We start from the raw sequence: 12,081 nt of genomic DNA, 5'->3' as shown, positions 1-12,081 counted from the left end.
GGGGCAATACAAGAAAGGGAGATGCAATCATGTTTGCAGTTCTTCGCACCGGCCCATTATTCGACGTTAAAAGCCGACTGGTCTTCCGTAGCGGGCAATGGCTGGTCCGAACCCGTGAAATAGCTGAACTTGGTCCCTATCCATCGCGTCTTCAAGCCATCGAAGCATTGTACCGCCACGTCGCCATTTGCTCGGGCAAGCTAAACGATGCCGAACCAGAAGTGGCCCGAGAATTTGTCGGGCACAGCGTGACCCAATGCACCTCTTCCGACTGTGGTATGTGTGCCGATATGCTCTCGGTTGTACCCCAGTGACCGGATTTTCAGCTGAACGCCTGAATCCCGGTCTGGCCGCGGCCCAGAATCAGGGCGTGGACATCGTGCGTGCCCTCATAGGTGTTCACGGCTTCCAGATTCATCACATGGCGAATCACGTGGTACTCATCCGAAATGCCGTTGCCGCCATGCATGTCCCGGGCAACCCGAGCGATGTCCAGAGCCTTGCCGCAGTTGTTGCGCTTGAGCAGCGATATGGCATCAGGCGTGACATTGCCGGCATCCATCATGCGACCCAGTTGCAGAGCGGCCTGCAGGCCAATGGTGATTTCGGTCTGCATATCTACCAGCTTCTTCTGGATCAGCTGGTTGGCGGCCAGGGGTTTGCCGAACTGCACCCGCTCCAGGGTGTAGTTCCGGGCTGCGTGCCAGCAGAATTCAGCCGCGCCCAGGGAGCCCCAACTGATGCCGAAGCGGGCCTTGTTGAGACAACTGAACGGGCCTTTCAGGCCTTCCACCTCAAGGTGGTTCTCCTCCGGAACGAACACCTCGTCCATAAAGATGGAGCCGGTTTCTGACGCCCGGAGGGAGAATTTGCCCTCGATCTTAGGTGTGTCCAGGCCCTTGGCGCCCTCACGCTCGATCACAAACCCGTTTACCTTGCCGTCCAGCTTGGCCCAGACCACGCAGACATCGGCAATCGGGGAGTTGGTGATCCAGGTTTTGGAACCGCTGAGCAGGTAGCCGCCGTCCACTTTCTTGGCCCGGGTTTCCATGCCGCCGGGGTCGGACCCGTGATTGGGTTCGGTCAGGCCGAAACAGCCCACGTACTCGCCGGAAGCCAGCTTGGGCAGGATGCGTTTTTTCATCGCTTCCTTGCCGTAGGAATAGATCGGATACATGACCAGAGAGGATTGAACGCTCAGGGCCGAGCGGTAGGCTGAATCCACCCGTTCCACTTCCCGCGCGATCAGGCCGTAGCAGACATGGTTCAGCCCCGGGCCACCGTACTCTTCAGGCAGGGTCGCGCCCAGCATGCCGAGTTCCCCCATCTGGTTGAAGATGGAGCGGTCGAACTTTTCGTGCCGGTTGGCCTCGGTGATACCGGGCATCAGTTGCTCATCACAGAAGCTGCGGATGCTGTCTCGGACCTGACGCTCCGTTTCGTCCAGTTGACCGTCAAAATCGAGCAAATCATTCCAGGGTGCGGAAGCCATTGTGTACTCTCCTGAAAGCGAATATCGAAAGTCCGGCGCTAGGGGCGAGGGACCAATCTGTGCTATCTTTGTATCAATGATGTTTCATTAAGCGAAACACAGTTTTGTAATTTGATGTTGAAAGACTAATCCGGGTGTTATGGAAATGCAAGCAGTGTTCAAGGCTGACCAGGTGCCTCTGTGCTGAACGGCATGCTGCAGTGGTTGGTATCCCTGGCTGTTGTTGCAGAGCTGGTGGCCATCTGTCTCGATAGCCGCGAGCTCAGTGCTGTGGCGGGCGTGGCGTTCGTTACTGCCTTTCTGGCAGGGGCCGGGCGCCTGCAGGGGTACGCCCGTATGTTACTGGTTATCGCCCTTCTGATTCTGGGAGGGCTTGCCTGGCGCGGGTCGCTGAACAGCGGGCAGGTGTTGAAGGCGGCATCTGACGCCGCGTTCTATTCCGCGTTTCTGGGCAGCCTGGGCCTGATGCAGTGCCTGGTGCGCCGGTTCGAAGTGTTGCGCCGGATTCACGATGTTCTGCTGGGCGGAAGGCCCATGCTGCTCTATCCCAAGTACGCCCTGGTCAGCTGTGGTGTTGCCACGGTTTTGAGTTTCGGCATGATGAACCTGCTGTGCGGAAGCCTTTCCGACACCCTCCGGGAGCGTGGTATCTTCGGTGAATCCCGCCTGCAGTGGTTGCGCAGTGTTCTGATCAGTGCCCTCAGGGGCTTTGCCCTGGTGCCGCTGGTAGCACCCACCAGTGTGGCCGTGGCCATTCTTACCCGGGAGTTGCCGCAGCTTAGCTGGTCGCAACTGTTACCCTTCGGTGTGGTCGCGGCGCTGGTTATGGTGCTGATTGGCTGGGTGCTGGAGCAGCGCCGGTTCCGCAAGGTCAGCAGCGAGCGTGTTGCTGTTGACGGTTGGCTCCCGGGTACCGGTCGCCTTCTGTTTCTCATCCTGCTGGTATTCACGGTGATGGCGGGTCTGGTGGCAATAACCGGTTTCAAAGTGTCGGTGGCGGCCATGTTGTCGGTGCCGACCGTGACGCTGCTTTATATGTTCTGGCAGGAACGGGGGCTGATGCCGGTTCTCAAGGAGGGTGCCGGCCAGGTTTGGGCCATGCAGAATGAAATGGCCATCTTCGCCGCGTCCGCCATCCTCGGTGTTGCCCTGTCTGCGGTCATTCCGGCGGATGCTTTAGCCGGTCTGGTCGCCACTGGTGGCGGCGTTTTCCTGGTCGCGATGGTTGGCATGCTGATGCTGCCCATGTTCTCCATGGTCGGAATCATCCCCATCACGGTCCTGAGTGTTCAGGCCGGTTTGTTGCCCCAGCTGGTGGCGGAAGGAATGGATCTGCTACCGGTCGCCGTGGCTCTGGTAATTGGCTTCTCCCTGGCCATGATGCTGTCGCCTTTCGGTCTATCGGTGATGCTGCTGTCCCGTTTCGGGCAGATTTCCCGGTGGGTCGTGGCGTTTCGGTGGAATGGTTTGTTTGCATTGATAGCGCTGCCGGCTCTCCTGGTGCTGACAGCGCTTGTCGCCTTGCTGGTACCGGGTCAGTAACCCCGGTCGGTATCCACAATCCCCGAAATGGCGCGCCCGGCGGCGTGATCCCGGATCTTGCCAGTGATCTGTTCAATGGTGGCGTCCCGAAGGGTCCGGGCCGAGATGTGTGGTGTAATGGTGATCTCCTTCCGTTGCCAGAATGGGTGTCCCTCCGGAAGGGGCTCCTTGCGGAACACATCGAGGGAGGCGCGCAGCACGGTACCTTCGTCCAGGGCCCGGAGCAGGTCGTCCTCAACCAGGTGTTCACCCCGGCCAACGTTGATTAAAACGGCACCAGGCTGGAGCTGGCTCAGCAGCTCATAGTTGATGATGTCCCGGGTCTCGTCGGTCAGGGGAAGTGTGTTGACCAGGACACGGGTAGCTTGCAGAAAGTCGCTCAGCTGGCTGGGGCCGGCGTAGGAGCTTACGCCTTTTAGGCTGTGTTCTCCGCGGGCCCAGCCGCTCACCTGATAATCCAGATTGGCCAACGTGCGGGCCACTCGCTTTCCGATATGGCCCAGCCCCATGACACCCACTGGCCACTCGCTGCGTTTGATCGGGCGATGGATTTTCCAGAGGCTCTGGCGCTGCTGCTCCCGGTAGGTTTCCATCCCGCGACTGGCCTCCAGCAGCTGGTGCAGCACGTACTCCGCCATTTGCACCGACATGCCTGCGTCTTCCAGGCGCACGACCGTGAGGGCTTCAGGCAGGTTGGCAACCTTGAGCAGCCCATCAATCCCGGCACCCAGATTGAATACGGCTTTCAGGTGCGTTTCCCGCTCGAACAGGGCCTCGGGTGGCTGCCACACGATGGCGTAATCCGCGCCAACGGCGGGCCCTTCCGGATCCCAGACGTAAACCTCGGCTTCCGGCAGCAGTTCCTTGATAGGCACTGTCCAGCGCTCGGGTTTCGGGTCGCCTGCCACAAAAAGAATCTTCATTTTGCCTCCAGGGGGTCGCCACAGGGTTTGATGGCTGCTAGTTTGTTTTGCAATGCAGAATTCAGAAACGGCGAAATCTCAAAAACACGGTATGAAATACCGCCATGCGGTTCCTGATTTGAAACATTAGTGCCAAGTGTTTCATATTTGGTACGAATTTTGAAAAGACTTTCTGGTACTTGATTTCAGCAGCGATTAAAATGATGGATTCGCAACTATTCACCATATTAATACACCGGTTACCGGAGCGGGCGACGCGGTTGGAGGACGTCCCATTATGGCAGGAAAAAAGCAGATCTCACCCGAGCTGAAAGTGGCATCCACTGACGGTGAGCCGGTGAAGCCGGAAAAAGACCGCAAGTTCGTCGAAGCCCTGTCCCGGGGGCTGGATGTGCTACGCGCCTTCAGCCAGGGTCCTGTCATCCTTGGGAACCAGGACATCGCACGGATAACCGGGCTGCCCAAGCCCACTGTGTCGCGGATGACCTACACCCTCACCAAGCTTGGATACCTCAGCTACAACACCCAGTTGGAGAAGTATCAGCTGAGCTCCGGCGTTCTGGCACTGGGTTACGCCTATGTCTCCAACCTCAAGGTTCGCCAACTGGCCAAGCCCTACATGGACGAATTTGCCCGCCAGACCAATATGTCCGTGGGGCTGACCTGCCGGGACCGGCTGCACATGATCTACGTGGAAAACCGCCTGCCACCGGAGGCCTCACTGCTGCGGATGGACATCGGCCTGAAACTCCCCATGGCCACCACCTCGGCCGGCCGCGCCTACTACTGTGCCATCAGCGACAAGGCCCGCCTGGTCATCGACGACGCCATGGCTGCCAAATTCGGAGACGACTGGCCCGAGAAAAAGGCCGGCCTCGACCAGGCCATGAAGGATTACAAGGAGCACGGCTTCTGCCTGTCCATTGGCGAGTGGGACCGCAACATCAACTCCGCCGGCGTGCCTATCCACCTGCAGGACGGCACCATCATGGCCCTGACCTGCGCTGCACCTTCTTACCTGGTGCCGGCTGAAAAGCTTCGTGGTTCCATTGCTCACCAGTTGGCGATGCTGGCGGGCGATATCGAATCTCTGGGCGTCTGAGAATAACTGGAAAGTAGCGAAGGAAGAACCTTCCCGCTGCCTTCCGACGGACTCCATAGCAAAAAACCGCAGAGGAACCCCTGCGGTTTTTTTGTGCCTGTAGTTTAATGGTAGGTTGAAACCACCAACGAACTTCTATTAAATCGTACGAATGTTTCGCTAGTTAAAACCATATTTCAGAAAGAATGCGAGGAGAAAACATGTCTGAGGTCGTTAGCTATAACCGGGAAGGCAACATCGGCGTTATTACCGTGAACTACCCGCCGGTCAATGCCCTCGGCCAGGCTGTTCGTTCCGGTCTGCTCGCAGCCCTGGAACAGGGCCAGAAAGATACCGAGGCCAAGGCACTGCTGCTAGTTTGCGAAGGGCGCACCTTTATCGCCGGCGCCGACATTCGCGAATTTGGCAAACCCATGCAGGAGCCCACCCTGCCGACGCTGGTCAACACCTTTGAAAACAGCGACAAGCCGCTGGTTGCAGCGATCCACGGCACGGCACTGGGCGGTGGTCTGGAAACCGCTTTGAGTTGCCACTACCGGGTTGCCGTCAGCAGCGCCAAGGTGGGTCTGCCGGAAGTGAAGCTGGGCCTGCTGCCCGGTGCAGGCGGCACCCAGCGGCTGCCGCGCCTGACCGGTGCCCAAAAAGCGCTGGAAATGATCACCACCGGTGAATTTGTCGGCGCCAACGACGCGCTGGCCCTGGGCATTCTGGATGCCGTGGAGGACGGAGACGACATCCGCGCTGTCGGCATGGCCTATGCGCAGAAAGTGGTCGACGAAGGCAAGCCTGTGCGTCGTGTTCGCGATATCACCGACAAGATCGAGGCGGACAAAGGCAGCGATGTCTTTGACCAGTTCCGTGACGAACTGAAGAAAAAGGCCCGAGGCCTTTTCTCACCGTTCAAGTGCGTTGATGCCGTGGAAGCGGCCTTCAACCTGCCCTTCGAGGAAGGCATGAAGCGCGAGCGGGAATTGTTCATGGAGTGCATGGAATCACCCCAACGCGCCGGTCTGATCCACTCGTTCTTCGGCGAGCGTGAGGTTTCCAAGGTCAAGGGACTGCCCAAGGATACGCCGGTTCGTGACGTGAAGAGCGTGGGCATTATTGGTGCCGGCACCATGGGTGGCGGTATCGCCATGAACTTCGTCAACGTGGGCATTCCGGTCACCATCGTCGAGGTAAAACAGGAGGCTCTCGACAAGGGCCTGGCGATTATCCGCCGTAACTACGAGAGCTCCGCGAAGAAGGGCAAGCTGACCCAGGAGCAGGTGGAGCAGCGCATGGCGCTGATCACCCCGAGCCTCACCTACGACGATTTCCGGGATGTTGATCTGGTGATCGAGGCGGTGTTCGAGAACATGGCTATCAAGAAGGAAATCTTCGCTAAGCTCGACAAGGTGTGCAAGCCGGGTGCGATTCTGGCTTCCAACACCTCAACCCTGGATATCGACGAGATTGCGTCCGCCACCAAGCGCCCGGAAGACGTGGTGGGTATGCACTTCTTCAGCCCGGCCAATGTGATGAAGCTGCTGGAGAACGTGCGTGGCAGCAAGACCTCAGACGAGGTCAAAGCCACGGTGATGGCGGTTGCCAAGAAGATCAAGAAAGTGGGCGTCATGGTGGGCAACTGTTACGGCTTTGTCGGCAACCGGATGCTCCACAAGCGCGGCACCGAGGCCATGTCCCTGGTGGACGAGGGCGCCACACCGCAGCAGGTGGACAAGGTGCTGACGGATCTGGGCTTCCCCATGGGGCAGTTCGCCATGTCCGATCTGGCCGGGATTGATGTTGGGTACCGCATTCGCGAAGAGCGTCGCAAGTCGGGCGAGAATATTCCTGCAAGCTGGATGGACAAACTCGCCGAACAGGGCCGTCTTGGTCAGAAGACCCAGGCAGGTGTATACAAGTATGAGGAAGGCAGCCGCAAGCCGATCCCGGATCCGGAGGTGGAGCAGCTGATCGAGGAGTTCCGCAAGGAGCAGGGAATCACGCCGCGGGAGATCACCGACCAGGAAATCCTGGAGCGCTGCATGTATGTGATGATCAACGAAGGCGCCAAGATCCTTGAGGAAGGCATTGCCGATCGTCCGCTGGATATCGACATCGTCTGGATCTACGGTTACGGCTTCCCGGCTTATCGCGGTGGTCCCATGTTCTGGGCCGATCAGGAAGGTCTGGACTCCATTCTTTCGGCGGTGAAGAAGTACCAGGATACCGTTGGTGGCGAGCAGTGGGAGCCGGCGGCTCTGCTCGAGAAGCTGGTTGCTGACGGCCGTAAATTTGCTGACTTGTAACATCTGACATAGGGGCTGGTCTGGGGGCGGGGTGCCTTTTCCTCTGGGAAAAGCAACTCGCTTCGCTCAGACATCTTTTCCCGGCGGAAAAGGCACCCCGCCCCCAGACCGGCTTAGCTGAGTGCTTGGCCTGATCTCAACTACAATTTCTCAAATCGAGGGCATTATCATGTCTGAAGCCGTTATCGTTTCCACCGCCCGCACCGGCCTTGCCAAATCCTACCGGGGCTCTTTGAACAACACTCACAGCGTGGATATGGCAGGTCACGTTATCAAACACGCTGTTGAACGCGCGGGCATTGATCCGGCCATCGTTGAAGATGTGATCATGGGTGCAGCTTTCCAGGAAGGCGCGCAGGGCCGGAATATTGCCCGTCTGGCGGCCATTCGCGCTGGTCTACCGGTGACCACCGCCGGTTTTTCCATCAACCGGTTCTGCAGCTCGGGGTTGCAGTCTATTGCCCTGGCCGCCCAACGGGTTGTTTCCGAGAAGGTGCCGGCCATGGTAGCTGGTGGCGTTGAATCCATTTCACTCGTGCAGAACGAGAAGATTAACAGTTTCCACGCTACCAATGAGTGGCTGATGAAGAACAAGCCGGAACTGTACCTTTCCATGATCGAAACGGCGGATATTGTGGCCAAACGCTACAACGTCAGCCGTGAAGCCCAGGATGAGTATTCGCTGATTTCCCAGCAGCGCACGGCGGCGGCCCAGCAGGCTGGCAAGTTTGACGATGAGATTGTGCCTTTCGATGCCACCATGCTGGTGAAGGACAAGGAAACCGGTGAGGTCAGTGAAAAGCAGGTGACCCTGACCGGGGACGAATGCAATCGCCCGAGCACCACGCTTGAGGGCTTGGCGGGTCTGGAGCCGGTGCGCGGCCCGGAGCAGTTCATCACGGCGGGCAATGCCAGCCAGCTGTCGGACGGCGCCTCGGTATGCACCGTAATGAACAGCACCTACGCCGAGAAGCACAACATCGAACCCATGGGGATTTTCCGGGGCTTTGCTGTTGCAGGCTGCGAGCCGGATGAGATGGGCATCGGCCCGGTGTATGCGATCCCGCGCCTGCTCGAGCGCAACGGTCTGACCATGGACGACATCGATCTGTGGGAGCTGAACGAAGCCTTCGCGTCCCAGGTGATTTACTGCCGTGACCGCCTGGGCATTCCCATGGAGAAGCTGAACGTAAACGGTGGTTCGATCTCTATCGGTCATCCCTTCGGTGTCACCGGCGCCCGCCAAACAGGCCACGCGCTGATTGAAGGCAAGCGCCGGGGCGCGAAATACGTGGTGATTACCATGTGCATCGGCGGCGGTCAGGGTGCTGCCGGCTTGTTCGAAGTGGTTTGAAGCCGACCTGTATGAAATCGGGGCCAGAAAAAGCGTTTTTCTGACCCCTTGTTCACCTAAAGGGGAGAAACATGGACAGACAAGCAAAAGCCGTCGTCTGCAGGGAATGGGGCCAGCCTGTTCAGGTGGAGACGATTACGGTGGAAGGCCCCAAGCGGGATGAAATCACCATCAAGATCGCGGCCTGCGGCGTCTGCCACAGCGATCTGTCTGCCACGACGGGCAAGATTCCCTACCCGCCTCCCCTGGTATTAGGGCACGAAGCCGCCGGTGTGGTTGTCGAAGTCGGTGAGGGCGTCACGGCCTTCAAGGAAGGCGACCATGTGGTGAGCACTTTCATCTCCATGTGCGGCAAATGCAGCCAGTGTGCCCGTGGCCGCCCGGTTCTCTGCGAAAACGCCCGCAAGGCCATGTTCAACCTGCCGGATGGGACGGTGCGAACCAAAGGCGCGGACGGCGAGCCCCTGAACGTCTTTGGCGCCTGCGGCGTGATGGCGGAGTTCGCCACCATGCACGTGGACAACTGCGTCAAAGTGGATGAAACCGTGCCGATGCAGAACGCCGCCCTGGTAGGCTGTGCCGTGATGACCGGTGTCGGTGCTGTTTTCAACACCGCAAAACTGGAACCTGGTTCCCGGGCGGCTGTGTTTGGCATCGGCGGCGTTGGCCTTAACGCCATTCAGGGCTGCGTGACCGCTGGCGCCGAGATGATCGTGGCGGTAGACAGCAACCCCGCCAAGCTGGCGATGGCCAAAGAGTTCGGCGCCACCCACACCGTGAATATCAACGAGGTGGAAGACGCCGCCAAGGCCGTGAAAAAAATGACTGGTGGCGTCGACTACGCCTTCGAATGCGTCGGTGCCGGGCCAGTGGTGGAACAGGCGTACAAGAGTCTCGGCCGTGGTGGTACCGCCGTGGTGGTGGGCGTAGCAGATCCGAAGGACAAGACCTCGCTGACCACGCTCACTCTGCCCGCCGATGAGCGCACCCTGAAAGGCAGCTGGCTGGGTTCGGCCCGTCCACAGCACGACTTCCCCAGAATCCTGGGTCTTTACAAGGCTGGTAAACTCAAGCTGGACGAACTGGTTACCCGAACCTACCCCATAGAGGACGCCGTGCAGGCGTTCGATGATATGGTGGCAGGAAAGAACGCCCGAGGCGTTATCGTATTTGAATGAAGGGGGAAGCATGAACGAGCTGAACAGGAACTACATCAACGGCCAATGGGTGAGCTGGGCCGGTGACATGATCGACGTTCACGAAGCGGGCACAGGCGACGTGATTGCTCGCGTTCCCGCCGCTGGCGCGGATGAAATGGAACAGGCCATTGCCGCCGCGGATGCCGCTTTCGAAAGCTGGTCGGAAAGCTCCCTGGACGAGCGGATCAAGGTGCTGGAGCAGCTGCACGCGGGCCTGAAAGAGCGCGCGCCGGAAATTGCCGAGACCGTCTGCCGGGAAGTGGGCATGCCCATCAAACTGGCCACGCCGATCCAGGCCGGCATGCCGGCTGCAGTGACCAAGAGCTACCTGAAACTGCTGCCCGACTACCCGTTTACCGAACAGTCCGGCAACTCCGAGGTGCAGTACACCCCGGTGGGTGTGGTTGGCTGCATTACCCCCTGGAACTACCCGCTGCACCAGGTGATCCTGAAAATCGTCCCGGCGATTGCCGCCGGTTGCACCGTAGTGCTCAAGCCTTCCGAGATCGCTCCCCAGACGGCGTTTATCCTCGCCGAGATCCTCGATGGCACCGACTTGCCCAAGGGCGTCTTCAACATGGTGTGCGGATATGGCCACACCGCGGGCGATACCCTGATCAAACACCCGGATGTGCGCATGGTGTCCTTCACTGGTTCCACACGCACCGGCAACCTGATTGCCCATGCCGCTGCCGATGACTTCAAGCGTTATGCCCTGGAAATGGGTGGTAAATCGGCCTCTGTGATCCTCCCGGACGCGGACCTCGCGGCAGCTGTCAAAGGCACCATCAACAACTGCCTGCTGAATTCCGGTCAGACCTGCACCGCACTCACCCGCATGCTGGTTCCGGCCGACAAGCACGACGAGGCCTGTGAGCTGGCCGCCGCTGCCGTGGCCAAAATGCCCCCGGGTAACCCGCTGGAAGAAACCACACGGTTGGGCCCGCTGTCGTCTGCCCAGCAGCGTGACAAGGTGATCGATTACATCAAGCTGGGTATCGAGGAGGGCGCCAAGCTGGTCGCCGGTGGCCCGGAAGCGCCCGAGGGATGCGAGAAAGGTTACTTCGTCAAGGCGACCGTTTTCGGCAATGTAAAACCGGACAGCCGCATCGCCCAGGAAGAGATTTTCGGGCCGGTGCTGTGCGTGATTCCCTACAACGATGAAGCCGAGGCAGTTAAGATCGCCAACGGCACCCAGTACGGCCTGTCCGGCGCAGTCTGGTCCGGCGACGATGCCAAGGCCAAGAAAATTGCCAGCAAGCTGCGCACTGGTCAGGTATTCGTCAATGGTGGCGCGTTCAACCCGATGGCACCGTTCGGCGGGTTTGGCCACTCTGGTATTGGCCGGGAATTCGGCAAATGGGGCCTGGAGGAGTTTCTGGAAGTTCGGTCGCTTCAGCTGTAAACGCCTATGTGCCTGGCCTGCTGAGACGCGGGCTGGGCCCGAGGTGAGGTACCTTTTCTTCTGGGAAAAACAACTCGCTTTGCTCAGACATTTTTTCCCGCCAGAAAAGGTACCCCACCCCGGACCTGAGGAAATTCTGAGTGGTCCGCTCTATGCTTTTCCTCCAAGCAAAATCCGCACGGCCGTACAGGCATCCTCCAATTCGGCCTCCCTTGGTTCGCGCCCAGCGATGATGTCGCTGTACAGGCAGGATTCTGCCAGTCTAATCATGAAGTAAGACAGGCTGAAGATGTTCATTGGCGGCTTGATGTGACCAGCTGCTACCTGGTCCTTCAGCATCCGCGTGTTGGTCTCCACTGTACGGGTGTGGAGGATCGACTGGGACGAGGTAAGGATCTTCAGGGCGTATTCCGGGTCCTGGTTGATAAAACGGCGCAGCGGCTCGAAACGCAGGATGGTGGAGTTGGTGCGTCGGTATACGCCGACGATATAGTCCACACCGACGCCAGGTGTCTCCGTCATGGCCTGTCGCCAGAGAGGTTCGTACAGAGACCAGAGAATCTCGCCGACCAGCAGATCCTTGTTGCCCACCCAGCGAAACAGGGTAGCCCGGCCAATTCCGAGTTCATCGGCCAGCGGCGCCAGGTGAATGCGTTCACCCTTGAGCCACATGCGACGTGCCCGCTTGAACGCCTCGGCCGGTGTTGCCCTGGTTACGGTTTTGTCTGCCACTGAAACCTCATGCCCGAATTTGGATTCATTTTAACGGC

At 59.1% G+C, this 12,081-nt stretch carries 10 protein-coding genes; 7 read left to right on the top strand and 3 right to left on the bottom strand.

Annotation, left to right across the window (positions count from 1 at the left end; all coding sequences use genetic code 11):
- The first annotated feature begins 29 nt into the window (after nt 1–29).
- Nucleotides 30–314 (top strand): hypothetical protein, encoded by a 285-nt coding sequence (locus WA411_RS01530; protein ID WP_291905358.1) that lies wholly within the window; start codon nt 30–32, stop codon nt 312–314.
- Between the two features lie 8 nt (nt 315–322).
- On the opposite strand, the gene WA411_RS01525 is transcribed toward WA411_RS01530, so the two are convergent.
- The gene (locus WA411_RS01525) at nt 323–1,492 is read right to left on the bottom strand and encodes an acyl-CoA dehydrogenase (protein WP_291905360.1); all 1,170 of its coding nucleotides are present in this window, start codon (nt 1,490–1,492) and stop codon (nt 323–325) included.
- A 183-nt stretch (nt 1,493–1,675) separates the two neighbouring features.
- Between WA411_RS01525 and WA411_RS01520 the strand changes: the two genes are divergently transcribed.
- Nucleotides 1,676–3,034 (top strand): hypothetical protein, encoded by a 1,359-nt coding sequence (locus tag WA411_RS01520; protein WP_291905817.1) that lies wholly within the window; start codon nt 1,676–1,678, stop codon nt 3,032–3,034.
- On the opposite strand, the gene WA411_RS01515 is transcribed toward WA411_RS01520, so the two are convergent.
- Nucleotides 3,028–3,957: a 2-hydroxyacid dehydrogenase gene (locus WA411_RS01515; protein WP_291905362.1), complete on the bottom strand. Its 930-nt coding sequence runs from the start codon at nt 3,955–3,957 to the stop codon at nt 3,028–3,030. The two genes, WA411_RS01520 and WA411_RS01515, sit on opposite strands and share 7 nt — an antisense overlap.
- 277 nt (nt 3,958–4,234) lie before the next feature.
- On the opposite strand from WA411_RS01515, the gene WA411_RS01510 reads away from it, so the two are divergent.
- The 5 genes from WA411_RS01510 to WA411_RS01490 all read left to right on the top strand — a co-directional run bounded on the left by WA411_RS01510 (nt 4,235) and on the right by WA411_RS01490 (nt 11,311).
- The gene (locus WA411_RS01510) at nt 4,235–5,059 is read left to right on the top strand and encodes an IclR family transcriptional regulator (protein WP_014579059.1); all 825 of its coding nucleotides are present in this window, start codon (nt 4,235–4,237) and stop codon (nt 5,057–5,059) included.
- A 200-nt stretch (nt 5,060–5,259) separates the two neighbouring features.
- Complete coding sequence (locus WA411_RS01505; RefSeq protein WP_291905367.1) at nt 5,260–7,353, top strand: 3-hydroxyacyl-CoA dehydrogenase NAD-binding domain-containing protein; 2,094 nt, start codon at nt 5,260–5,262, stop codon at nt 7,351–7,353.
- A 169-nt stretch (nt 7,354–7,522) separates the two neighbouring features.
- Nucleotides 7,523–8,707: an acetyl-CoA C-acyltransferase gene (locus WA411_RS01500; RefSeq protein WP_136630645.1), complete on the top strand. Its 1,185-nt coding sequence runs from the start codon at nt 7,523–7,525 to the stop codon at nt 8,705–8,707.
- Between the two features lie 71 nt (nt 8,708–8,778).
- On the top strand, nt 8,779–9,885 hold the full coding sequence (locus WA411_RS01495) for a zinc-binding dehydrogenase (protein WP_153634261.1): 1,107 nt from the start codon (nt 8,779–8,781) through the stop codon (nt 9,883–9,885).
- A 10-nt stretch (nt 9,886–9,895) separates the two neighbouring features.
- Nucleotides 9,896–11,311 (top strand): aldehyde dehydrogenase family protein, encoded by a 1,416-nt coding sequence (locus tag WA411_RS01490; protein ID WP_291905371.1) that lies wholly within the window; start codon nt 9,896–9,898, stop codon nt 11,309–11,311.
- 150 nt (nt 11,312–11,461) lie between these two features.
- On the opposite strand, the gene WA411_RS01485 is transcribed toward WA411_RS01490, so the two are convergent.
- Complete coding sequence (locus WA411_RS01485) at nt 11,462–12,043, bottom strand: QsdR family transcriptional regulator (RefSeq protein WP_209399263.1); 582 nt, start codon at nt 12,041–12,043, stop codon at nt 11,462–11,464.
- Nucleotides 12,044–12,081: the final 38 nt, after the last annotated feature.

The organism is Marinobacter sp. CH_CUG1437-1 (genome assembly GCF_037029655.1).
Lineage (GTDB): Bacteria > Pseudomonadota > Gammaproteobacteria > Pseudomonadales > Oleiphilaceae > Marinobacter > Marinobacter salsuginis.
The sequence above is the reverse complement of the archived record's forward strand: the minus strand, read 5'-3'. Positions and strand labels throughout refer to the sequence as shown.